Annotated in this window: 27 protein-coding genes and 1 other RNA gene; 14 read left to right on the forward strand and 14 right to left on the reverse strand. The window is 60.9% G+C overall.

All coding sequences use genetic code 11. The features are described from left to right. The 3 genes from JJ869_RS04975 to JJ869_RS04985 all read right to left on the reverse strand — a co-directional run. Positions 1–177: DinB family protein (locus JJ869_RS04975; protein WP_366510406.1), on the reverse strand; the 177-nt coding region annotated here is incomplete at its 3' end. Continuing rightward, positions 178–882, reverse strand: coding sequence for a DUF1326 domain-containing protein (locus JJ869_RS04980; RefSeq protein WP_292264994.1), 705 nt, complete (start codon positions 880–882; stop codon positions 178–180). Between the two features lies 1 nt (position 883). Next, positions 884–1,672 carry a DUF2182 domain-containing protein gene (locus JJ869_RS04985; protein ID WP_292264995.1) on the reverse strand — a complete coding sequence of 263 codons (789 nt, stop codon included), beginning with the start codon at positions 1,670–1,672 and terminating at the stop codon, positions 884–886. 60 nt (positions 1,673–1,732) lie between these two features. Here JJ869_RS04985 and JJ869_RS04990 point away from each other — a divergent pair, with 60 nt between their 5' ends. Next, on the forward strand, positions 1,733–2,458 hold the full coding sequence (locus JJ869_RS04990; protein WP_292264996.1) for a GntR family transcriptional regulator: 726 nt from the start codon (positions 1,733–1,735) through the stop codon (positions 2,456–2,458). Between the two features lie 6 nt (positions 2,459–2,464). On the opposite strand, the gene JJ869_RS04995 is transcribed toward JJ869_RS04990, so the two are convergent. Continuing rightward, positions 2,465–3,217: a cytochrome c biogenesis protein CcdA gene (locus JJ869_RS04995; RefSeq protein WP_292264997.1), complete on the reverse strand. Its 753-nt coding sequence runs from the start codon at positions 3,215–3,217 to the stop codon at positions 2,465–2,467. A gap of 115 nt (positions 3,218–3,332) precedes the next feature. Here JJ869_RS04995 and JJ869_RS05000 point away from each other — a divergent pair, with 115 nt between their 5' ends. Beyond that, positions 3,333–3,554, forward strand: coding sequence for a sulfurtransferase TusA family protein (locus tag JJ869_RS05000; RefSeq protein WP_292264998.1), 222 nt, complete (start codon positions 3,333–3,335; stop codon positions 3,552–3,554). 63 nt (positions 3,555–3,617) lie between these two features. Here JJ869_RS05000 and JJ869_RS05005 read toward each other — a convergent pair whose 3' ends face one another. Beyond that, positions 3,618–6,443 carry a ribonuclease E/G gene (locus tag JJ869_RS05005; protein ID WP_292264999.1) on the reverse strand — a complete coding sequence of 942 codons (2,826 nt, stop codon included), beginning with the start codon at positions 6,441–6,443 and terminating at the stop codon, positions 3,618–3,620. Between the two features lie 446 nt (positions 6,444–6,889). Here JJ869_RS05005 and JJ869_RS05010 point away from each other — a divergent pair, with 446 nt between their 5' ends. The 4 genes from JJ869_RS05010 to JJ869_RS05025 all read left to right on the forward strand — a co-directional run bounded on the left by JJ869_RS05010 (position 6,890) and on the right by JJ869_RS05025 (position 9,815). Beyond that, positions 6,890–7,357 (forward strand): YbaK/EbsC family protein, encoded by a 468-nt coding sequence (locus JJ869_RS05010; protein WP_292265000.1) that lies wholly within the window; start codon positions 6,890–6,892, stop codon positions 7,355–7,357. A 108-nt stretch (positions 7,358–7,465) separates the two neighbouring features. Next, complete coding sequence (locus JJ869_RS05015) at positions 7,466–7,888, forward strand: DUF2852 domain-containing protein (protein WP_292265002.1); 423 nt, start codon at positions 7,466–7,468, stop codon at positions 7,886–7,888. Between the two features lie 3 nt (positions 7,889–7,891). Next, positions 7,892–8,413, forward strand: coding sequence for an RDD family protein (locus JJ869_RS05020; RefSeq protein WP_366510405.1), 522 nt, complete (start codon positions 7,892–7,894; stop codon positions 8,411–8,413). 184 nt (positions 8,414–8,597) lie between these two features. Beyond that, positions 8,598–9,815, forward strand: a complete 1,218-nt coding sequence (locus JJ869_RS05025) for an aminopeptidase P family protein (RefSeq protein ID WP_292265003.1) — start codon at positions 8,598–8,600, stop codon at positions 9,813–9,815. A 102-nt stretch (positions 9,816–9,917) separates the two neighbouring features. On the opposite strand, the gene JJ869_RS05030 is transcribed toward JJ869_RS05025, so the two are convergent. The 5 genes from JJ869_RS05030 to JJ869_RS05050 all read right to left on the reverse strand — a co-directional run bounded on the left by JJ869_RS05030 (position 9,918) and on the right by JJ869_RS05050 (position 13,157). Beyond that, on the reverse strand, positions 9,918–10,169 hold the full coding sequence (locus tag JJ869_RS05030; RefSeq protein WP_292265004.1) for a ribbon-helix-helix domain-containing protein: 252 nt from the start codon (positions 10,167–10,169) through the stop codon (positions 9,918–9,920). Then, positions 10,166–10,339 carry a DUF4169 family protein gene (locus JJ869_RS05035; protein ID WP_292265006.1) on the reverse strand — a complete coding sequence of 58 codons (174 nt, stop codon included), beginning with the start codon at positions 10,337–10,339 and terminating at the stop codon, positions 10,166–10,168. Before JJ869_RS05035 ends, JJ869_RS05030 begins: the two co-directional genes overlap by 4 nt. A 98-nt stretch (positions 10,340–10,437) precedes the next feature. Next, positions 10,438–11,832: a class II fumarate hydratase gene (fumC, locus tag JJ869_RS05040; protein WP_292265007.1), complete on the reverse strand. Its 1,395-nt coding sequence runs from the start codon at positions 11,830–11,832 to the stop codon at positions 10,438–10,440. Positions 11,833–11,910: 78 nt separating this feature from the next. Then, positions 11,911–12,411, reverse strand: coding sequence for a ClpXP protease specificity-enhancing factor SspB (locus tag JJ869_RS05045; protein WP_292265008.1), 501 nt, complete (start codon positions 12,409–12,411; stop codon positions 11,911–11,913). A gap of 95 nt (positions 12,412–12,506) precedes the next feature. Further along, the gene (locus tag JJ869_RS05050) at positions 12,507–13,157 is read right to left on the reverse strand and encodes a DUF1194 domain-containing protein (RefSeq protein WP_292265009.1); all 651 of its coding nucleotides are present in this window, start codon (positions 13,155–13,157) and stop codon (positions 12,507–12,509) included. Positions 13,158–13,286: 129 nt separating this feature from the next. On the opposite strand from JJ869_RS05050, the gene JJ869_RS05055 reads away from it, so the two are divergent. After that, on the forward strand, positions 13,287–14,324 hold the full coding sequence (locus JJ869_RS05055; protein WP_292265010.1) for a zinc-dependent alcohol dehydrogenase family protein: 1,038 nt from the start codon (positions 13,287–13,289) through the stop codon (positions 14,322–14,324). A 27-nt stretch (positions 14,325–14,351) separates the two neighbouring features. Here the strand turns inward: JJ869_RS05055 and ssrA are convergent. Then, positions 14,352–14,704: a transfer-messenger RNA gene (ssrA, locus tag JJ869_RS05060) on the reverse strand. A 57-nt stretch (positions 14,705–14,761) separates the two neighbouring features. Here ssrA and JJ869_RS05065 point away from each other — a divergent pair. The 4 genes from JJ869_RS05065 (at position 14,762) to JJ869_RS05080 (ending at position 17,095) form a co-directional block, all read left to right on the forward strand. Next, a complete protein-coding gene (locus JJ869_RS05065; protein ID WP_292265011.1) occupies positions 14,762–15,364 on the forward strand; it encodes an HD domain-containing protein in 603 nt (200 codons plus the stop codon). Continuing rightward, positions 15,361–15,954 carry a Crp/Fnr family transcriptional regulator gene (locus JJ869_RS05070; protein WP_292265012.1) on the forward strand — a complete coding sequence of 198 codons (594 nt, stop codon included), beginning with the start codon at positions 15,361–15,363 and terminating at the stop codon, positions 15,952–15,954. The genes JJ869_RS05065 and JJ869_RS05070 overlap by 4 nt, the downstream gene beginning before the upstream one ends. Positions 15,955–16,022: 68 nt before the next feature. Beyond that, positions 16,023–16,217: a DUF2892 domain-containing protein gene (locus JJ869_RS05075; RefSeq protein WP_292265014.1), complete on the forward strand. Its 195-nt coding sequence runs from the start codon at positions 16,023–16,025 to the stop codon at positions 16,215–16,217. A gap of 71 nt (positions 16,218–16,288) precedes the next feature. After that, complete coding sequence (locus JJ869_RS05080) at positions 16,289–17,095, forward strand: DUF1194 domain-containing protein (RefSeq protein WP_292265015.1); 807 nt, start codon at positions 16,289–16,291, stop codon at positions 17,093–17,095. Here the strand turns inward: JJ869_RS05080 and JJ869_RS05085 are convergent. Next, positions 17,077–17,451, reverse strand: coding sequence for a DUF4345 family protein (locus tag JJ869_RS05085; protein WP_292265017.1), 375 nt, complete (start codon positions 17,449–17,451; stop codon positions 17,077–17,079). The genes JJ869_RS05080 and JJ869_RS05085 overlap by 19 nt on opposite strands. A gap of 122 nt (positions 17,452–17,573) precedes the next feature. Here JJ869_RS05085 and JJ869_RS05090 point away from each other — a divergent pair, with 122 nt between their 5' ends. From JJ869_RS05090 to JJ869_RS05100, 3 genes are all read left to right on the forward strand, one after another. After that, positions 17,574–18,836 (forward strand): hypothetical protein, encoded by a 1,263-nt coding sequence (locus tag JJ869_RS05090; RefSeq protein ID WP_292265019.1) that lies wholly within the window; start codon positions 17,574–17,576, stop codon positions 18,834–18,836. Then, positions 18,833–20,209 (forward strand): cytochrome P450, encoded by a 1,377-nt coding sequence (locus JJ869_RS05095; RefSeq protein ID WP_292265021.1) that lies wholly within the window; start codon positions 18,833–18,835, stop codon positions 20,207–20,209. The genes JJ869_RS05090 and JJ869_RS05095 overlap by 4 nt, the downstream gene beginning before the upstream one ends. 87 nt (positions 20,210–20,296) lie before the next feature. Then, complete coding sequence (locus JJ869_RS05100; RefSeq protein ID WP_292265022.1) at positions 20,297–21,184, forward strand: fructose bisphosphate aldolase; 888 nt, start codon at positions 20,297–20,299, stop codon at positions 21,182–21,184. Between the two features lie 23 nt (positions 21,185–21,207). Here the strand turns inward: JJ869_RS05100 and arsB are convergent, their stop codons facing one another. Together arsB and JJ869_RS05110 are read right to left on the reverse strand one after the other, a co-directional pair. Further along, positions 21,208–22,215 (reverse strand): ACR3 family arsenite efflux transporter, encoded by a 1,008-nt coding sequence (arsB, locus tag JJ869_RS05105; protein ID WP_292265023.1) that lies wholly within the window; start codon positions 22,213–22,215, stop codon positions 21,208–21,210. 66 nt (positions 22,216–22,281) lie between these two features. Further along, positions 22,282–22,860, reverse strand: coding sequence for a DUF924 family protein (locus tag JJ869_RS05110; protein ID WP_292265024.1), 579 nt, complete (start codon positions 22,858–22,860; stop codon positions 22,282–22,284). Positions 22,861–22,922: the final 62 nt, after the last annotated feature.

The following is a 22,922-nucleotide window of genomic DNA, read 5'->3' on the forward strand; positions in this document are numbered from 1 at the left end:
CCACATCCGGTCCGCCCAGAGAATGTGGTTGGCCGTGCTGAAGATCGACCCGAAAAACGCCTTTCGCTCCTTGCGCAACTCAGCCTCGGACAGAGTGTCAAATGCAGCCCGTAACTGCTTGTTCTGCCAAGCATTATACCGCGCCATCGTCACGCAATATTCCGGGAATACGTACATTTACTTGGGTCCGTGCCAGTCGATGGGGCAAATCTCGGCCGACTTGCCGCCAAAATCCCAGATCCGGCCATAGTCACGCACCTTGGACTTGGTGCCGCGTGCGGCAATGATGTCCGGTCCCATCCAATATTTGGAATTGGTGATCATCACCGGATGATCGGGGCTGGCCCCGTCTATCATCTCAATCTCGCCCTGGATCTTGCGTCCGATGTAAAGCCCGCGTTTCTTGCCATCGCGCACGATCTCGACCTTTTCGCGCTCGGCCCCCACGATGTCGCTCACCAGCATGGTAAAGAGGCCCGTCGTACCGCCAGCCGCACCCGAGAAAATCTGCAGGATGCCATTGTAGGCTTTGCCGCTCGCGCGCTCATCCACATAGGCCGCGACCTTCCAGCCACCTTCCGCCATACGCCCCGGAATTTCGACCATCAGCCCGACATTCAGACCCGACAGGCTTTCGCCCTCGTAATGCCCCTCGTCGATGGCGATCGCCATCCACGCATAGCAATGCCCCTCGGTCGGGGGGTGCGCGCCAAGGCTGACCACACAGGGACAGAACACGGTGCACGAGCAGTTCAGGAACAGCTCGCCTTTGATGGCCCAATCCGTCGGCGTCATCCGCCGCCGCTTGGGGTTGTCCATCCGTTGATCAATCCTTTGACTGATCGGCAAGCGGTCCGCGTCGGGGCGTTTCTTGACAGCCATCTTATCCTCCCATGACCAAGGGCCAGCCGATCACCGCGACACCCGCGGCGATCAGCAAAACCCCCATTGGTTTTGTTGTATAATGCCCGATCTGGGGCAGTTTTTCGATCACCATGAACAAGGTCGCCAGACCCATCCAGGCAAGGTTCATCACTCCGCCGACAAATCCCAGCGCCATGAAGCCCCAGCAGCACCCCACACAGAACGCACCAAGGCCAAGCCCCATACGCAACCCACCATCAAACCCGGTTTTCCAACGCGTCAGGAAATAGCTCATCGGGCTGTGGCAGACGCCGTGGCAGACCTCTTTCGCACGGGTGAACTGGAACGCGCCCACGGCGATCAACAATCCACCCTGAAACAGCGCGCTGCGTCCGATGCCAAGCATGTCGATCACGCCGCCGAACAAAAGCGCCAGTTGCACCGCGGCAATCAGCGCGGCAAAGGCGGCCCAAACGATGAAGTAGCCCAGCAGCACACCCCACCAGCCGATGCGGGTGCCATTGGCGCTGACCATCAGGTCTTCATAAGCACGCAGGGTCGGCACCATGGTGGGCAGCATCATCGCTGCCATCATCACCGCCCACATAGCGAACAGCGGACCGAACTCGGCCATGGGCATGTACATGTCCATCCGAGGGTCCATGTTGCGCATGGTTTCGCCCATCGGGCCGGGACGACCCAGTAGGTCCAGATCCATGCCCACGGCCATCATGTAAAGGAACACCCAAGACACGAGAATGGCGGCAAAGAACGACAGCCAACCAATCGTGCGCAGTGTTCCCTGCATGTGGCATCCTCCAAGACTCAGCTTGACGCCATGAATGTCAGACAATTAAATGTCTGACAAATGAAAAATCAAACCGCCGCCCCCAGCCTGTCAGCCGCGATTGCCGACGCCATCCGCTCGGACATCGTCGAGGGGCGTCTGCTTGTCGGCGACCGCCTGCCGTCTGAGGCAGAGCTGGCAGATCAACACGGCGTGTCTCGCGCCACCGTGCGCGAAGCCTTGAAACGGTTGGCCGCGCAGTCGTTGATCCGCACCGAACGCGGCGCGTTTGGCGGGGCTTTCGTCAATCACCTTTCCTATGAGGAAGCCCGGGCCCAGCAAGTCACCACCTCGACCTTGCTGCTGGGGATGAACGCGATCAGCTTTCAGGTTGCCTGCGAAGCCCGCTACGCGCTCGAACGCAGTTGCACCGCTTTGGCCGCTGAACGGCGCACGGACACGTTGCTCAACGCGATGCGGAACGAGATCGACACCCAATCCACACCCGACCTGTCCGACGAGGCGTTCTGCGCCTCTGATGTGGCCTTCCACCGCGCTCTGGTCGATTGCGCTGGCAACGAGGTGCTGAGCTATCACCTTGCTGGCAGCGTCGAGGCGATGCAGCCCCTGATGAACATGATCACCTTCACCGCCCGCAGCCGGGCCGAGATTATCGACCTGCATCGCGCCATCGTGGCTGGTCTGGAAATCCGTGATGTGGCGTCGGTGGACCGGGCGCTGGCGATACTCGAAGCCTACACGATCACACTGGGGCAGTCGGTCCTCAAAGCCCGTGCCACGCGCTGAGAGCTGTTAACCCAGAAGCGCCAGTCCCGGGAAAGTCTCCAGCAGCCAGAAGGCGAAGGACGTGAACGCCCCGGTGACAAGCGCAATACCCACGATCACCAGCAACGCGCCCATCGCCAGTTCGATCTTGCGCATGTGCTTCTTGATCCGGTTCATCAGACCCATCGCCCGCGTCATAAACATCGCCGCCAGCAGGAACGGAATGCCCAGTCCTGCCGCATAAACGCCCAGCAGAACCGTTCCTCGGGCCACAGACGCCTCGGACGCCGCCAAGGACAGGATGGCGCCCAATTGCGGGCCGATACACGGAGTCCAGCCAAAGGCAAAGGCAAGGCCCAGCACATAGGCCCCGAACGCCGAGCCTCCGTGATCCCCGGCCTCGATCCGCTTTTCCGTGTCCAGAAACGGAATGCGGAAAATGCCCAAGAAATGCAGACCGAACAAGATCACCACAACGCCAGAGGCCTGTGCCAATTGTGTCTGGTATTCGAGGAAGAACGCCCCAAAGGCCGACGCGGTGAACCCAAGCAGGATGAAGATCGTCGACAGACCCAGCACAAAGAACATTGCCGAGATCACGGCCTTTCTGCGCCCCGAGCCCCCCTGCTCCATGTCGGCCACGCTGACCCCTGACATATAGGCCAAGTACGGCGGCACGATGGGCAGCACACAGGGGCTGAGGAACGACAGCGCCCCCGCCAGAAGCGCGATGCTCATGGCCGGAAACAGGGCGGCGTCGATGATCTGAAATTCCAACATACCCTCGACATATGCCAAGCCTTGGGGGCTGTCACGCGACGCGGGGTCACATGATCGTGCCAAGAATCGTGCCAAGCCAGTGGACAGCGACATCGGACACGCCTAAATCGCGTGTATGAGTGAACATCTCGATGCCACCGGGCTTCTGTGCCCCCTGCCCGTGCTCAAGGCGCGCAAGCGTCTTATGGGTCTGTCGTCCGGCAGCGAATTGCACGTGCTGACCGACGACCCGGCCGCCATCGTCGACATGCCGCATTTCTGCAATGAGGCTGGGCACACGCTAGTCAAAAGCGAGGAACAGGGCGCTGCCATGCTTTGGGTGATCCGCAAGGCATAGCCGAAAACGCAAAACGCCCCCGTGCAAAACACGAGGGCGTTTCGTTGGTCGATCGGTCAGAGATCAGCGGCCAAGAGACCACCAACCACGACGCTTTTTCTTGTTGCTGTCGTCGGACGCACTTTCGGCATCGGCCCCGACCGTTTCCGGTTCAGGCGACGCCGCCGGAGGTTCTTCCGACACGGCTTCGGCAACCGGAGCCGGTTCCTCGGTGACGTCTGGCGCAGTTGCTTCGGCCTCGACCGTCTCCGGTGCCGCCAATTCCGGCACGGGGGCGATCTCTTCGGCAGGGATCACGGCCGCGGCAGGAGCCTCGGTTTCAGGAGCCTTCTTTGCCCGCGAACGGCGCGCCGGAGATTTCTTCGCCTTGGGTGCGTCTGCCGCTTCGGCAACCGCCTCTACGGTCTCTTCAGCGGCCTCAACAGCACCGTCAGCATCCGCCTTGGGCTCTGCCTTCTTGCGGGACCGGCTGCGCGGCTTTTTCTTGGGCGCATCCTCTTCCGCAGGAGCAGCGTCGACTGCCTCAGCGTCGACCACAGGCGCATCTTCAACCTCTGCCTTGGCCGTCTTGGCCTCTGCCCCGTCCGCCTTGGCGGTGGAGCCCGACTTGCGGGACCGGCTGCGGGTTCGCTTGGGTTTGGCCGGAGTCTCGTCTGCGGCATCAGCATCTGACGTCGCATCGGATGCCGCGTCGGCTTCAACCACGTCTCCAGCGGCCTCGCCGTCGGAGGTTTCCTCCGACTCGCCAGCCTCGGCCCCGTTGTCGCCGTCGTCCTGACGATCGCGGTTGCGGTTGCGACCACGTCCGCCACGGCGCGACCGGCGGCGGCGCTTCTTCGGCTTGGACTCATCCTCTTCGACGGTCTCAGTCACCGCGTCGACCTGATCCTCGCCCTCGTCCTCATCCTCGTCTTCCGCCGCATCCTCATCGACCTGATCCATCAGGGACAAGTTGACGGAAACGACATGGGCGGGGGCTTCGGGCACCACGCGGGTCGCTGTTTTGAACTTTTCGATGGTGAAGTCCGGGCGGACCAAATGCACATCGCCTTCGATCCGCACTGACATGCCGTAACGCAGCTCGATCTGGGCGACATGTTCGCGCTTCTGGTTCATCAGGAAGTTCGCGATGGAGACCGGGCACTTGACCAGCACCTCGCGCGACCGGCGGCGCACGCCTTCTTCCTCGATCTGACGCAGCACTTGCAGCGCCATGTTGTCATCCGACCGGATCAACCCTGTACCATGGCAGGCCGGGCACGGCTGGGTCGTCGCCTCGATCATGCCGGGACGCAGACGCTGGCGGGACATTTCCATCAGGCCAAAGCCGGAGATCCGGCCCACCTGAATCCGCGCACGGTCGTTCTTGAGCTTGTCCTTGATGCGCTTCTCGACGGCGGCGTTGTTCTTGCGCTCGTCCATGTCGATGAAGTCGATCACGATCAGACCAGCAAGGTCACGCAGGCGCAACTGGCGCGCAACTTCTTCGGCGGCCTCAAGGTTGGTCTTGAGTGCCGTTTCCTCGATCGAGCCTTCCTTGGTGGCGCGGCCCGAGTTCACGTCGATGGCCACAAGCGCTTCGGTCACACCGATTACGATATAGCCGCCGGATTTGAGCTGCACCGTCGGGTTGAACATGCCCGACAGGTAGGACTCCACCTGATGACGCGCAAAGAGCGGCATCTGGTCGGCGTAATGTTTCACGTTCTTGGCATGGGACGGCATGATCATCTTCATGAAGTCCTTGGCGATGCGATAACCGCGTTCGCCCTCGACCAGAACCTCGTCGATGTCGCGGTTATAGAGATCGCGGATCGACCGTTTGATCAGGTCGCCTTCTTCATAGATCTTCGCCGGCGCGATGGATTTCAGCGTCAGTTCGCGGATCTGCTCCCACAGACGCTGCAGGTATTCGTAGTCGCGCTTGATCTCGGTCTTGGTGCGCTTAGCGCCTGCCGTCCGGATGATGAGACCCGCGCCCTTGGGCACGTCGATCTCGTTGGCGATCTCTTTCAGCTTCTTGCGATCCGGCGCGTTGGTGATCTTGCGGCTGATGCCACCGCCCCGCGCGGTGTTCGGCATGAGCACACAGTACCGACCTGCCAGCGACAGATAGGTGGTCAGCGCCGCGCCCTTGTTGCCGCGCTCTTCTTTAACGACCTGCACCAGAAGGATCTGGCGCACCTTGATGACTTCCTGAATCTTGTAGCGCTTGGGGCGCGGCTTGCGGCGCGGGCGGATATCTTCCTCTGTGTCGTCATCGGCGACGGATTCGATGTTTTCATCCCGATCCGCCGGCTGGGACAGATCATCCTCGTCATCATCCTCGTCATGCAGCGCTGCGGACTCTGATGTCTCGATATACTCGGGTTCTTCGACCGGAGTTTCCGCGACGGTTTCCATCGGCGACAGGCCTTCGGTGTCGTCGTCGCCCTCGTCCGAAAGGTCGATTGTCTCCATCCCGGAGATTTCGTCTGACACGTCTTTGGTTGTGACCGCGTCATCGCTGTCGGCCTTGGCGGCACGCGACCGATTGCGGCCCCGACCACGACGTGATTTCGGCTTTTCGTCCTCGTCCTCACGACGCGCCTGACTTTCGGCATAGGCACGCTCTTCTTCCATCAGCGCTTCGCGGTCCGCGACCGGGATCTGATAGTAGTCGGGGTGGATTTCCGAAAACGCGAGGAAGCCGTGGCGATTGCCACCGTAATCCACGAACGCCGCCTGAAGCGACGGTTCGACCCGTGTTACTTTTGCGAGGTAGATGTTGCCAGCAAGCTGGCGTTTGTTTTCGGATTCAAAGTCAAATTCCTCAACCTTGGTTCCGTCGACCACCACAACGCGGGTTTCCTCCGCGTGGGTGGCATCGATAAGCATTTTCTTGGGCATATGTTCCGTGCGCACAACCGCCGCCGCCCCCACCTTTCGGTAAGGGGCCGGGATCGGGTGTGTCTTGTCATGGCGAGTGCGTGCGCAGCGGCTGGCCGGGGTGAAACACCCCGTTGCTCTGGCCTCATGTCCTGCGCGCGTTTCATCGCGTTTCTTCTCCGACACATGTCACAGGGGTGACCGCGTCCGTTGCGAACCTGATGTTCGGATAAACCTCAGGTGTTTGTAGAAGGCCTTTTGGGCCATATCAGCCTGCTCTGAACTCAGGACACTCTGCCGATGCTCAGAACAGCGAAACTCATGTACCCGCATTCCGTGAAACGGATTGGGCTAGCGACCACCATAAGGCCAGAGCCATCCATTGCACAATGGGCAATCTCACCTTTTCCGAATATGTCTGACGTCCTATCACAACAGAACAGTCCGTGTTCCCAAAGAAAGACCCCATGAGCAAAAGCCTCGCCCGTGTGCGCACCGCCCTCGAAACACTGGGATTGCCTGCAGATATCCGCGATGTCGGGCAGGCCCGCACCGCTCAGGAGGCGGCTGACAGCGTGGGCTGTCACCTCGACCAGATCGCGAAATCCATCATCTTTCGCGCCGAAACCAGCGGCGATGCGGTGCTGTTTCTGACAGCGGGCGGCAATCGGGTCGATTCGAGCAAGGCATCGGCCTGCGCGGGCGAAGCCTTGGGCAAGGCGGATGCCGACCTGATCCGCGCACAGACAGGCTTTGCCATCGGGGGCGTGTCCCCTGTCGGGCACCTTAATCCGATCCGGGCCTGGCTGGATCCCCGGCTGCTGGAATTCGACGTGATCTGGGCCGCAGCAGGCACGCCGCGGCATGTTTTTCCGCTCGATCCCGCGCTGCTTCCAAAAATCTGCAACGCGCAAATAACTGATTTCACTTCATAAAGTAAGTAAATGTAAAAAACATTCACATTCTTTCTTGAAATCACCCAAACAAACTCCGATCTGTTCAATGTGAAAGACATTCACATCACACAAACAACGGAGTTGATAATGAGCACGATCGCCGCCCCCGCATCTCTTCCGGCCCGAATGGGTTGGTTTTCCCGCGCCGAGGCGTGGCTGGACAACAAAGGTAAAGGCGCCTGGATCGCCGCAATGGTCCTTGGCCTTATCTTCTTCTGGCCCATCGGTCTCGCCCTTCTTGCCTACATGATCTGGAGCAAACGTATGTTCAATTCTTCCTGCAATCGCAGTCGCCGCATGTCTTCGCACTTCACGACCATGCGCTCGTCCGGCAACAGCGCCTTTGACGCCTACAAGTCCGAAACCCTGCGCCGTCTCGAAGAAGAGCAGGAAAATTTCGAAGCGTTCCTGAAGCGCCTGCGCGATGCCAAGGACAAGGCCGAGTTCGACCAGTTCATGGAAGACCGCGCCAAGACCGCGAAAGCCGCTCGCGAGTCCGAAGAGGCGTAAGCCTTGTATACACCGCCCGTGGCCCCAATATCGGGGCCACACCTGTCCCTGTCTCGAAAGCTACGGTTCCCGACGATGTACGCCCCTGACACCTATCCCAACCTGCCGGACCCGATGGTTCAGCCTGAATTCTACGACAGCGTCCCGATCAAGCGTGGCCTGGCCTGGGTGATCGACGCAGCGCTGATCCTTGCGCTGGTGGTGCCGATTGTAGTGATGACCCTGTTCATCGCTCTCTGGTTCCTGCCGCTTCTCTTCTTCGTGGTGGGCTTCATCTACCGTGTGGCCACATTGACCGGCGGGTCAGCCACATGGGGCATGCGCCTGATGTCCATAGAGTTCCGCGACAGCCGGGGCGAACATTTCGACTTCAGCCAAGCCTTCATGCACACGCTGGGCTACACCGTGTCGATGTCGATCTTCCCGCTGCAGCTGATCTCGATCGCAATGATGTTCCTGACGGAACGCGGTCAGGGCTTGACCGACATGCTGCTCGGCACCGTGGCGATCAATCGCCGCCTGTGACCCTGTACAATCCATATTGACAGACTCACTGCCCTTCGCCATCGAAAGCACAGATGTGCCGACGATGGCGTCGTCGGAGCAAGACCCACATCAAGCTTTCCTCAGAAAGCGTATCGTCCTGAACGCCCGGATGTGATGCCGGGCGTTTTTCGTGAAGTCCCGGCAGATGTACGGAGACTTGACTATGTTCGATACCCCCAACCGGCCCCAGACCTTCACCTGCCATAACGGCGAAAAAGCCCCCCTGCCCTTTGCGCAGGCCGAGTATGACCAGCGCATCGCGGGCTTGCGTGCGATCATGGCCAGCCACGATCTGGACGCGGTGCTGCTGACCTCGATGCAGAACATCGCCTACTACTCGGGCTTTCTCTATTGCAGCTTTGGCCGGCCCTACGGATTGGTCGTCACCCACGACACCTGCACCACCGTCAGCGCCAATATCGACGGCGGCCAGCCGTGGCGACGCGCGCATTGTGACAACGTCATCTACACCGATTGGGAACGGAACAATTACTGGCGCGCGGTCGCCGCACTGGTGGGCACAGGCCGCCGCATCGGTGTCGAAGGCGACCACCTGACACTTGCCGCCCGCGCCACGCTAGATGCGTTTCTGAACACCCCCGAAGTGATCGACATCGCCCCCGACACGATGCGCTCGCGCATGGTCAAATCCCCAGCCGAGATCGCCCTGATCACCGAAGGCGCCCGCGTGGCGGATGTGGGCGGCTATGCCATCCGCGATGCCATCCGGGCCGGTGCCCGCGAGATCGACGTCGCCATGGCGGGCCGCGACGCGATGGAGCTGGAGATCGCCCGCAGTTTCCCCGACAGCGAGATGCGCGACACATGGGTCTGGTTTCAGTCCGGCCTCAACACCGACGGTGCGCACAACCCGGTGACGATGCGACAGCTTCAATATGGCGACATCCTCAGCCTCAACACCTTCCCGATGATCTCGGCCTATTACACCGCTTTGGAACGCACGCTGTTCCTTGGTGAACCCGACGTAGAGTCCCTCCGCATCTGGAACGCCAACGTGGCCGCCCATGAACTCGGCCTGAGCCTGATCAAACCGGGCATTTCCTGCGCCCAGATCTGCGACGAGATCAACCGCCTGTTCGCGCAGGAAAACCTGCTGCAATACCGCTCATTCGGCTATGGCCACTCTTTCGGCATCCTCAGCCACTACTATGGCCGCGAAGCCGGTCTGGAACTGCGCGAGGATATCGACACGGTGCTGGAGCCGGGCATGGTTGTCTCCATCGAACCGATGCTCTGGATCCCGGAGGGAACAGCGGGTGCGGGCGGCTACCGCGAGCATGACATTCTCGTCGTGACCGAGGACGGGGCCACCAATATCACCGGGTTCCCGTATGGGCCGAAGCATAATGTGATCGGATAAATCCGCCAATCCTGAGACCCGCCGTCGCGCCAGCGGCGGCGACGCGTCCGCCCGCCCCATGGCGGGCGCGTTCCGCGCCCACCCGCGCGAATGCTTGTGCGATTAACTTGCCGCACCCGACGATTGCCTGGGCAACGCCCCATCCCGGTACCAATCCAGCACATAGACGCGGATCGCCGAGGCCAATCCGACCTCGATCTCCCGCGCCTCGTCGATCTCTGCCGCAAGCGCGTTGATCGGCATGTCACGCGCCTCGGCAATATCCCGAAACGCGCGCCAGAATGCATCCTCCAGAGACACGCTGGTGCGATGCCCCCGCAGGGTCAGAGACCGTTTGACGGGCCGTCCGCTCATGTGGTGGATTTGCCATCCAGATCGCGCTTGGCTTTCTCGGCCTGCGCTTTCTCAAGGTCCTTCTGCGCCTTGGTCCGCCCGAACTTCACCGAATTCTCATCGGCCTTGGCCCGCTTTTCGGCGCGCGCCTTGGTCTTGCGGAACTGGTTGAGGTTGGTGACGCTGCTCATGCTCTCAGGATAAGCCCCCCGCAGAGCGACGCAAGGCCCTTCAGAAGGGCCTTGCCCACGCGATTTCGAAATCGCGCCCCAAGCCGTTTCGAAACGGCTTACCCCTTCGGCCCGATCATGTCCTCGGGCCGGACAACCCGATCAAAGGTCTCTTCATCAACAAAGCCCAAAGCAATCGCCTCTTCCTTGAGCGTTGTGCCGTTCTTATGCGCTGTTTTGGCGACCTTGGTGGCGTTGTCATAGCCGATGGTCGGCGCCAGCGCCGTCACCAGCATCAGCGATTCCTTCATCAGCTTGTCGATGCGCGGCTCATTCGCCTCGATGCCCAGGAGCATCCTCTCGGTAAAGCTGTCCGCCGCGTCACCCAGCAACTGCATGGACTGAAGCAGGTTATAGGCCATCATCGGATTGTAGACGTTCAGCTCGAAATGCCCTTGGGAACCTGCGAACTTGATCGCCGCATCGTTGCCCATCACATGCGCCGCGACTTGCGTCAGCGCCTCGGCCTGGGTCGGGTTCACCTTGCCCGGCATGATCGACGATCCCGGCTCGTTCTCGGGCAGGATCAACTCGCCCAGACCCGAGCGCGGGCCAGACCCGAGGAAGCGGATGTCGTTGGCGATTTTGTAGCAGGATCCGGCGACAGTGGCCAAAGCACCCGACATGAACACCATCGCGTCATGCGCGGCCAGCGCCTCGAACTTGTTGGGCGCGGTCACAAACGGCAGCCCCGTGATCTCGGCCATGTTGGCCGCCACGGTCTCGCCCCAACCCTGTTTGGTGTTGAGACCGGTGCCCACAGCTGTGCCACCCTGCGCCAGCTCGTAGATGCCCGGAAGGCAGGCGTTGACCCGCGCGATGCCCTGACGAATTTGGTGCGCGTAGCCCGAGAACTCCTGCCCCAGCGTCAGCGGCGTGGCGTCCTGGGTGTGGGTCCGGCCGATTTTGATGATGTTGGCGAATTCTTCCGATTTCTGCTCAAGCCCCGCCGCCAGCTTTTCCAGCCCCGGCAGCAGCGTGTCGCGCACCATCATCGCCGCCGCAATGTGCATCGCGGTCGGGAAGGTGTCGTTCGACGACTGGCCCATGTTGCAGTGGTCGTTCGGGTGAACCGGGTTTTTCGATCCGATCACGCCGCCCAGAATTTCAATCGCGCGGTTCGCGATGACCTCGTTGGCGTTCATGTTCGACTGGGTGCCCGACCCGGTCTGCCAGACCACCAGCGGGAAGTTGTCGTCGAATGTGCCGTCGATGACCTCACCCGCCGCTTGGATGATCGCATCGGCCAGTTTCGCATCCAGATCGCCCGACGCCTTGTTCGCCTGTGCGCAGGCTTTCTTGATCACACCCAGCGCGCGGACAATCGCAATAGGCTGCTTTTCCCAGCCGATGGGGAAATTCATGATCGACCGCTGGGTCTGTGCCCCCCAATACTTGTCAGCGGGAACTTCAAGCGGGCCAAAACTGTCGGATTCTGTGCGGGTCTGAGCCATTTCGGCCTCCTCGGCATGCAGTTGCAGGCCGTTTAGCGGCAACCCACCGGCAGGGCAATTGTCAAACTGGCAAGGGCCTTACTTGCGGAAAGTATCGAGGCTGACGACATCGGCGTCTTTGCGTCCGGCCTTCGGAGCATCGACTTCCTTGATCTTGGGGCGGACCTTGGGCTCTTTCACGGCGCGCGGCGCAGGAACAAGCGCTCCGTCGTCGTCGCTTTCATCCTCCATGCTTTCAAAGCGCAGACCGAACTCGACCGACGGGTCGACAAAGGTAAGGACGGCATCAAACGGAATATACAGCCGTTCGGGCGCATCCCCGAAGTTCAGCGTCACGGCGAATCCCTCCTCCGCCACTTCCAGATTGTCGAACCAATGCTGCATCACCACGGTCATTTCACCGGGATACCGGTCCGACAGCCAATCCGCGATTTCCACATCCGGATGGCCGGTGTCGAAGGTGATGAAGAAATGGTGATCCCCCGGCAGACCATCTCTTTGGACGTCCTGAAGGACGGTGCGGATCAAACCGCGCATCGCCTGATGCATCAGGCTGCCATAATTGATGCCAGTCGTCATCGCCGTCATCTCCCGAGTCTACCCTGATCATATTGCATTAAATCGAAAACGAAAGTGTCCGCATGCCCCAAATCCGGACATCAGGCGGAAAACACTCAGCCGAAGAGAGAGCTGATTTCACGCAGGATCTTCCGGCGAATCGCGCGGGCATAATCTCTGTGCCCGCGGGCGGTCTCGACGAACCCGTCCGCGGTGATCACGCTGCGCTGATAGAAATTGGTGATCGCACGGCCCAGCCCTTCGATCGCCAACCCGTTCACCGTCACCCCTGCCCGTTCGGCCGCGCGGCGCATCTGGCGCACCTCGCCTCCGGCATTGGGCGTACCATCGCCCGACATGTCGATGATCCGCCGCGTGCAGTCCGGGGCACGGTCGAAATGGCGCAGCGCTTTGTTCATCGCTTCGGCAGGTGCCGTGTTCGACATGACAAAGGCGCGCGGCAGCCGTTCCACAGCGGACGCGAACAATTGGACATGACTGGGACTGATCATCTGCGTCCAGTCCAGGCTGACCTCTTGCGCATCGACACCTGACCACTGGATCACGCTCAGCGCCACCTCGTCACGCACAAGGATCTCGGAAATTTCGGGATCACGCAAAGCCGCCGCCAACCCGTCGATCTGAAGACGATACTCGCCGGGGTCGACCGATTGCGACACATCCATGGCAAGGATCAATGCCGTCCGGCACGCCTGTGCTGGCTGGGCAAGACACAAGGCTATGAAAACACTCCGCCAAAACATCATCCAACTGATGCCGTTCACGCGAGCGCCGTCAAGTGAAACAGATGTGAGCGCATGGCTGGCAAAGTCGATTTTCTCTTTGATCTTCGCGGCACGCCGGATTCATATGCAGCAAACAAGGGAGGAAACACCATGCGCGCAGCCGTGATCCGGGCGTTCAACGAAGTTCTGTCCATCGAAACCGTACCGGACCCCGTTTGCCCCGAGAACGGCGTTGTCCTCAAGGTCGAGGCTTGCGGCGTTTGCCGGTCGGATTTCCACGGCTGGACCGGCGAACACCCCAAGGTCAAACCGGGCGACATTCTGGGCCATGAATATTGCGGCACAGTCGTTGAGGCAGGGGCACAGGCCAAGCACAAGGTCGGCGCGCGTCTGATCGCGCCCTTCATTCTCGCCTGCGGGAGCTGCCCGGCCTGTCAGACCGGCGTGTCCAACACCTGCGCCAGCCAGATCGTGCCCGGCTTTGGGACACCGGGCGCCTATGCCGAACTGGTGGCGGTGCCCTTTGACCACAACCTTGTTACCCTGCCCGAGTCCATGACCCCCGCGCTCGCCGCCGGTCTGGGCTGCCGCGTGACAACCGCGTGGCACGCGCTCACCGACCGCGCCAATGTCCGCGCCGGCGAATGGGTGGCGATCCACGGCACGGGCGGGATCGGCTTGTCGGCGATGCTCTTGGCCAAGATGCTGGGCGCACAGGTCGTTGTGGTCGATGTGGTGGATGAAAAGCTTGAGCACGCGAAAAGCCTCGGGGCCGATGCGGCGGTGAACGCGATCAAGGAAAACGTCGCCAGTGCGATTCACGACATCACCGGCGGCGGCGCACACGTCTCCATCGAAGCACTGGGAATCGAGGCCACGACCAATGCCTCCATCGACTGCCTGCGCATCCTTGGTCGTCACGTGCAGGTCGGCATGCCAGCGGGCGAAACCGGCATGATGAGCGTCAACATGCGCGGCATATACGGCAAACAACTCTCATTCTTCGGCACACGCGGTATGCCCGCCTGGAAATACCCCACGCTGCTCGACATGATCGAGCGCGGACAGGTGGACATCCGCCCGATGGTGTCGCGCGAGGTCACGCTGTCGAGCGCAAGCGCCGAACTGGCCGCCATGCGCGGGCCAACCCCGCCGGGAACCGCCGTCATCACGGACTTCACGCAATAGGTGAAGATCGCACCGTACTGATTTGAAAATGCAGGCTTCTGTTGCCAGGTGCCTGCGAACCCCGCCTTACGCTGCTAGGCGCAAGGGCTTAAAGATCGGTAGATCCGACTGCTTACGCAGCCATTGCCACCGGAGCATGGTTGTCATTTGCAACTATACTGTTTGAACCGATAACGGTGGTATCTCACCGGGACAAAGCTAACGTGTTTAGACGTTCGTCGATCCTGTTTCGGCCCCATGGTCCTGCAAATGACAGGGTGTTTGGTGGAGCCGCCGGGTACCGCCCCCGGGTCCGAGCCGCTTATTGAACGCGCGTTTATGTCCATAGTCCCCGAAGGAACATCACGAATATCGGGGTTTTGCGCCCCGAATTCAAGGGGCATCTGGCGCAATCCCACAAGCTGACGCATGATGCGACCAGCAAGAGGACTAAGCCAATGAGCGACACACAGACCGTGTCCTTCACCCAGATGAAGGATGGCACCAAGGAAGATTACGAACTTCTGGAAAAGCTGGAAAAACCGTATCTTGCGCTCACCCCCGATCGGGTTCTCGACGAATTGCGCCGTCAGGGCGAAACCACGCTCGAAGGCTACCGCATCACCCGCCTGCAACACGGTCTGCAATCCGCCACCCGCGCCGAGGCGGACGGCGCGGACATCGACTGGATCGTGGGCGCCCTGCTGCATGACGTGGGTGATGGGCTGGCCCCGCAGAACCACGACCGTTTCTCTGCAGAGGTGATCCGGCCATTTGTCCGCTGGGAGGTGGCATGGGTTGTCGAACATCATGGTATCTTCCAGATGCTTTACTATGGCCACCATTACGGTTGGGACCGCAACGCGCGCGACCGGTTCAAGGACCACCCCTGCTTCCAGTCCTGCGCTGATTTCTGCGAACGCTGGGACCAGTCGTCCTTCGACCCCGACTACCCGATGAAACCGCTCGAACATTTTGAGCCGATGGTGCGCGAAGTCTTTGCCCGCAAGGCGTACGACCCAACAGTCATCCGCGAGGGCTTTGTGGGCGGCCTGCCGTGACACAGGTCCGTCGCTTCACCGCCCGGCAAGGCCAGACGCTGTTCCAGCCGGGTCAGGAATGTCCCGGTTTTCTGGACCTGACCAAGGGGTCGATCCGCATGATGCTGACCGGGGCGTCGGGGCGCGAAGTGGTCCTCTACCGTGTGCGTCCCGGAGAGGTCTGCCTGCAAACCTTTTCCTGCCTCGTGGACGGTCACGGCTACGGCGCTGAAGGCATTGTCGAGGCGGACATCGAAGGCAACTTGATCCCGGCTGCACAGTTCCGCCAGCAGTTGGAAGACAACGCCACCTTCCGCCAGAAGGTGCTCAGCTCTGTTGCCCTGCGGTTTGCGGAATACCAGCAACTGGTCGAAGACGTGGCCCTCACCGGCTTTGACGCGCGGCTGGCCAAGGCGCTCTTGCGGCTGGCTGACGACGGCGTCGTGCACGCGACCCATGCCGCATTGGCCGCTGAAACCGCATCAGGCCGCGCTTATGTCACTAGGCGACTGGCGGTGTTTGCGGAAAAAGGCGTGGTCGAACAATTGCCCGACGGCATCGCCATCAAGGACAAACGCGCCTTGGAACAGATTGCCGCAGATCCTCGGTGACTCTGTCACCGTCAGGGGCCACCTCCTTTTGCTACTCTCCCCTCAGGAGCATGAAAAGGAGATCCATCATGACCAAGAACGAAGGAACCATCGACCGCGCCCTGCGTGTGATTGTCGGCCTTGTCCTGCTGTCGCTCGTCTTTGTCGGACCGCAAACCATGTGGGGCCTGATCGGCATTGTGCCGCTCGCCACCGGCCTGATCGGCGTGTGCCCGCTTTATTCGATCCTCGGCATCAACACCTGCCCGGTGAAGTCACGGTGACACGCTGCTTTTGGCGACGGTTACACAACTTGTGATTGGACCGACCGCGTTCGGTTGGGCATGCTGACGGAATGAAATCCATCCTCGCCCTTCTGATCGCGGTCGCGCTCGGCTTTTTCAGTCCGAAGGCAACGCATGCCGGGGATATCGAGGTCGATCTCGAACTCGTCCTTATGGTGGACGTGTCCCGGTCGATGACGGAACGGGAATTGGAGATTCAGCGCAAAGGCTATGCCGAGGCGCTGCGCTCGGACGCGGTTTTCGCAGCCCTTCAGTCTGGCCTCCTGCAAACTGTCGCTATCACTTATGTCGAATGGGCCGGCACGCAGGAAGTCGTGATTGACTGGCGGCTTCTGCAGACCCGTGACGACCTTGACGCCTTTGCCGAAATCCTGACGTCGCGGTTTGACCCGGCGCTGCGCCGCACCTCGATTTCAGAGGCTTTGATCTTTGGCGCACGCCTGATTGAAACAAACGATTACAAAGGTTTGCGAAGCGTCATCGACATTTCCGGCGATGGCCCCAACAATCAGGGCCGCGCCGTGACGGTCGCCCGCGATGCCGTTCTGGCCAAGGGGATCATCATCAATGGCCTGCCGCTGCTGACCCGCGAAGGTATGGACAACGCGTGGCACCTCGAAAACCTCGACATCTACTACGAAAGCTGTGTCATCGGCGGGCCGGGTTCCTTTGTCATCCCGGTTTTCGATTGGGACGATTTCGCCGAAGCGGTGCAGCGCAAACTGGTGCTGGAAATGGTGTCACGCCCACCCGAGGCCCAGATCGTGCCTGCACAATCCATGCGGCTTGACCCGACCGATTGTCTGATCGGCGAAAAGATCTGGCAAGAGCGCCGACGCTACTGGGACAGCCCCTGAGCCAATGGCACATTGACGATCAGCAACCACGCGGCGAAGACCGCTTCGAACAGAAAATACAGATGCGCCTTGGGAAAGGGCGGTTTGTCGAGCAACAGCGACAACGCGCGCCCGAGCCCCGCACCCAGATAGACAAACCCCATCATCGCATAGGCCCAGGGCGCGCCCAACCACAGGCACGCGGCGCCGACGATCACAAACATGCCGCCCACCGAAGCGCGCAGTTCCGACAGGCCCATCGTGGTCTCGCCGGTCTTCAAATCCAGCACTCCGGCCGTGTATCGCGGCGCCAGCATCCCGAACGCGCCCAGCGCGATGGTCAGAAGGGCGGCAACGATGTTGAGAATGTCGATCATGATGGTCCTCTGGATGTGCAGGCTTAACCGCTGACATAGCCCAGTGTTCCCATGCTTCATCAAAAAATTGGCGCATTTCTGCGGCACTGTTACACTCTCCCAAAAGCAAGAGCAGTCCGCCCATGCCCGCCCCGCACCAGACCGTACGTCGCCGCAAGGTGTTCTACATTCCCGGCTATGACCCTTTCCCGGCCCGCCGGTATCGCGAGCTGTATCGTACGGAAGGTGCCAAACAGGCCGAGATTTCGGACTATGGCCTACAAGTTGAGGCGTCGAGTCACGATGGCCCCTATGGCTGGCACGCCTCGGGTCTGATTGATGGCGCCCGCGTCACCGCCGATTTCGAGGTGCTGCTGTGGTCCGACATCGTTCGCGACAGCATGTCGAACAGCATCCCCGGCACCTATTGGCAACTGATCCGCACAAGCTGGATCTACATCGCCAGCGGCACACTGCGCCGCCTTGCCGTGTTGCCCAAAGGCCCGCTGGCCGCGGCCCTCTACCCCATCGGCGTGCTGATCCTGCAACTGCTGGCGGCGCTGCTGGCCGCGCATCTGGTTGGCTGGGGTCTGAGCACAGTTTTCACCGCCGCGATCCTCTGGGCGCTTGGCCCCGGCGCGATCCTCACCTGGGGCACATCGCTGCTTTATTGGGCACCCTTCTTCGTGATCGTCGTCTTGGTCCTGCGCTGGTTTAAATCGCAGGACCGCCGCATCTACGCCTATTACCTGATGCACGATTACGCCTTCTCAGCAGGCCTCAAAGGCGCAACCCCGCCTGCCCTGCAAACCCGGCTGGACGAGTTCTGCGGCATCATCGGCACCGCGCTGCTTGAGGATTATGACGAAGTGCTGGTGGTCGGCCATTCCTCGGGAGCGCATCTGGCGGTGTCTATCTTGGCCAACATCCTGCGCGACAACCCCGACCTGCCCGCGCGTCCCGCGCTGTCGTTCCTGAGCATTGGCCACGTGATCCCCATGGTGTCCTTCCTGCCCGACGCCTGGGAGTTGCGGCGCGACCTGCAGTTCCTCTCTGAACGGGACGAAATCGTTTGGGTCGACGTCACAGCCCAAGGCGACGGCTGCTGTTTTCCACTATGTGACCCGGTCGGCGTGTCTGGTGTTGCCACGCAAGACAAACAATGGCCGCTGGTGTTCTCGGCCCAGTTCTCGCGCACGATGGCGCCCGAGCGGTGGGCAGCGCAGCGACGGCAGTATTTCAAGCTGCATTTCCAGTATCTCTGCGCCTTCGAGAACCCGCTCGACTACGACTATTTCCAGATCACCGCAGGCCCGATCACGCTCGGCCAGCGCTATGCCACCCGTGCGCCCTCCCCCAGCCGGATCGACGTGTCGGTCTCAAAATATACAAACACTGCGCCGTGATCCCGCCCAAACCCATATCGCGTCCCGACCACGTGTCGCTCTGGCGGTATCTGCGGCTTTTCCGTCGGGACATCCTGTCGGCACAACCCGAGCGCCTTTACGGCGCGTGGATGGCCGAGTTTCGAACGCCGTTCTTCCGCTCCTACCTTGCCAATGATCCCACTCTGATCCGGACCATCCTGAACGACCGGCCGCGCGATTTCCCGAAATCCGACCGCATCGGCGAAGGTCTGCGCCCCCTCTTGGGCCAATCGATCTTCCTGACCAATGGTCCCGTCTGGGACCATCAACGCCGCATCATCGACCCCGCGTTCGAGCGCGGACGTCTGACCCAAAGCCTGCCCGCCATGTGGGAGGCCGGTCAGGCGATGGTGGCGCGCGTGCTCGACCAGATCAGCAAAGGCACAGAGATCGAGATCGAGGAGATCGCCAGCCACGCCGCCGCCGATGTGATCTTCCGCACGCTGTTTTCGATCCCCATTGACGACGAAATCGCGGCGCAGGTCTTCCACGAATTCCGCGCTTACCAGCGCAGCCAGCCGATCTTGAACCTTGCGGCCTTCGTGCCCCTGCCCCGCTGGTTCCCCCGCTTTCACCGGGCCGAGACCAAACGCGCAGCCAAACGCATCCGCGCACTGATCACGCAGCTTGTCGACCAGCGGCGCAAGGCCATCGCCGACAGCAGCGCACCTGACGATCTGGCGACGCGGATCATGACCACACCAGACCCCGAAACCGGCCAGTGCTTTACCGCCGCCGAAATGGTCGATCAGGTCGCGATCTTCTTCCTCGCCGGGCACGAGACCAGCGCCAGCGCGTTAGGCTGGGCGCTCTATTGCTGTGCTGCGGCCCCCAACTGGCAGGACCGCATCGCGCAGGAGGCCGCCACGCTCTCTGATCCAAACGATGTCAAACGCCTGACCTTAAGCCGCGATGTGTTCCGCGAAACGCTGCGGCTCTACCCGCCTGTTCCGATGATGGTGCGGGAAACCACGCGCCACGAGACCTTCCGCAAACGCGCCATCCCGAAAGCCGCGCAACTGGTGCTCAGCCCGTGGCACCTGCACCGGCATACGAAACTCTGGAACGATCCCGACGCATTCGACCCGTCCCGCTGGCAATCCGAGGACTCCCGACAATCGGCCCGCGACGCCTACTTGCCATTCAGCGCCGGCCCCCGTGTCTGCCCCGGCGCGGGTTTTGCGATGGCCGAGGGGCCGCTCTTACTATCGATGTTGCTCCGCGCGGTCGAGGTCACCCCCGTGCCCGGCAAAACCCCGCAACCCGTCGCCCATCTCACCGTGCGCGCCCGCGATGGCATCTGGCTGAACGTTCGCCCCCGGAGCAGAGCGGACACAGACTCGAACGGTTAGCGCTAACCTCCTGACCTGCCTCTATCTTTTTGACCAAGGCTGATCTAGGACAGCCTCAACCACACCATTCCAGCTTGGGGATTTCACATGACCGACACCGCAATGGCAGACCGCATCAAGACCGGCGCAGGCTTTATCGCAGCCCTTGACCAAAGCGGCGGGTCCACCCCCAAAGCGCTGCGCCTCTACGGCATCGAGGAAGACGCCTATAATGGCGATGCGGAAATGTTCGCCCTCATCCACGAGATGCGCTGCCGCATCATGACCGCCCCCGACTTCACATCCGACAAGGTGCTGGGCGCGATCCTGTTCGAACGCACCATGCGCGACAGCGTCGATGGCGTGCCCGTGCCGACCTACCTTTGGGAGCAGCGCGGCGTGGTCCCCTTTCTCAAGATCGACAAGGGTCTCGAAGACAAGGAAAACGGCGCGCAGATCATGAAGCCGATGCCGGGGCTTGAGGCGCTGCTGGCCGATGCCAAGGCGATGGGCGTGTTCGGCACCAAGGAACGCTCGGTCATTCACGAAGCAAATGCCGCCGGCATCAAGGCCGTGGTCGCCCAGCAGTTCGAGGTCGCCAAAACCGTCTGCAACGCGGGCCTTGTCCCGATCATCGAACCCGAAGTCGACATCAACAGCCCCACCAAGGCCGAGGCCGAAGCGATCCTGAAAATGGAAATCGCGGCACATCTCGACGCTCTGGGCGACGATGAAATCGTGATGCTCAAGCTTACCATCCCGACAGACGATGGGCTTTATGTCGATCTGGCCGATCACCCGAAAGTGCTGCGTGTTGTGGCTCTGTCGGGTGGCTACAGCACCGACGATGCCTGCGAACGTCTGGCCCGGAACCCCAAGATGATCGCCAGCTTCTCGCGCGCCCTGGCCGAAGGCCTCACACACCAAATGTCGGACGCAGAATTCAACGCGGCGCTTGGCAACAACATCGACAAGATCTTCAACGCGTCGAAGTAACCGCGAACGATGCAGAGACGCGTTTACGCAAAACGCGCTCTCGTACGGTTTGCAAAGGCCACCAGCGACAGCATCACAGGGACTTCCACCAGCACCCCGACCACGGTCGCCAAAGCCGCACCCGAGTTCAGGCCGAACAGGCTGATCGCCACGGCGACCGCCAGTTCAAAGAAATTCGATGTGCCAATCAGCGCACAGGGTGCGGCGATCCGGTGCGGCACCCGCAGCATAAAGGCCGCCGCATAAGCCAACGCGAAAATTCCATAAGACTGGATCAGGATCGGCACCGCGATCAAAGCGATGATGAACGGTCGGTCCAGAATGACTTGACCTTGCAAACCAAACAGAATGACGACAGTTGCGATCAATCCCACGATCGACCACGGTTTTACCTTGTCCCTGAAAGCATTGATCCGGGCGTCATTGCCAAGCCGTGACCGCGTCAACAGACCTGCGGCCAATGGCAGAGCGACAAACAGGACCACCGACAAAACCAGCGTCTCCCATGGGACCTTAATGTCCGTGACTCCAAGCAGGAATGCTACGATGGGCGCAAAGGCAAACACCATCACCACGTCGTTTACCGAAACCTGAAGCAGGGTATAGCTCTCGTCGCCTTTCGTCAGGTGAGACCAGACAAACACCATCGCGGTACAGGGTGCAGCGCCTAGAAGGATCAACCCGGCAATATACTGCTGCGCGTCGTCCCCGCCGATCAGGTCTGCGAAAACAATCTCGAAAAACAGGACACCCAATGCCGCCATCGAAAACGGTTTGATCAACCAATTGACCACAAGTGTGATCATCAGACCTTTGGGTTGTTTTGCCACATCCTTGAGGCTGCGCGGATCGACGCCAATCATCATGGGGTAGACCATTGCCCAGATCAGAACCGCAACGACCAAGTTCACCCGTGCCACCTCAGCGGCGGCAATCAAGGTGACCAGCGCTGGAAACGCAGTGCCGAGGGCAATGCCTGCAAGCATGGCAAAGGCCACCCAAAGGGACAAATATCGTTCGAACAACGTCATGTTACGGCAGTCTCAAGGGGACAATGACACACAGTCAAAGTCCCCTAATTGGTCCGATGCGCTGCTTCAACCGGCCTTCTTGAGCGCCTCGACCGTCGCGCCGTAGCCGCCACCGCTCACATAGTCCGTCTCGGTCACTGTCGAACTGCGGCCCAGCGCGGTGTTGCGATAGGGGAAGCGACCGAATTTGCGGATCACTTCGCGATGCGCGCGGGCATGCAGCAGGTTACTCGCGCCATGGATCGGCATCCGATCCAGCATCAACCGCACAGAGCGATCCTGATCGCACAGGTTCTCGGAATGCATCAGGGGCAGATAGAAGAACTGCCGCACCGGTTCGTCGATCTTCAAGTCCCAATTCTTGCTGATCGCCTGCTTGGCGGCTGCCAGCGCAAACCGATCCGACGCGAACGCCTTGCCGGTGTTGCGGAACATGTTGCGTGGGAACTGGTCCAGCAGGATGATATAGGCCAGTGTTCCGCTGGGATAGGTCAGCCAAAGCGCGTGACGGCCCTCCATCGCGCCGCTCCACGCGGAACCGAACCGGTCGCGGATCTCCTGATCCAACGCCTCTTCGGACTTGTACCATCCACTTGGCCCCACATCGTCAAGCCAAAACCCCAATACATCTTCAGGCGTGATCATTGCTCTCTCCAGCTCCTGCACGCAGCCCCAAACTTTGCACGACGCTACTCAAGAAACGAATC

The sequence above is a fragment of the Marivita sp. genome, assembly GCF_017643905.1.
Classification (GTDB): domain Bacteria; phylum Pseudomonadota; class Alphaproteobacteria; order Rhodobacterales; family Rhodobacteraceae; genus Marivita.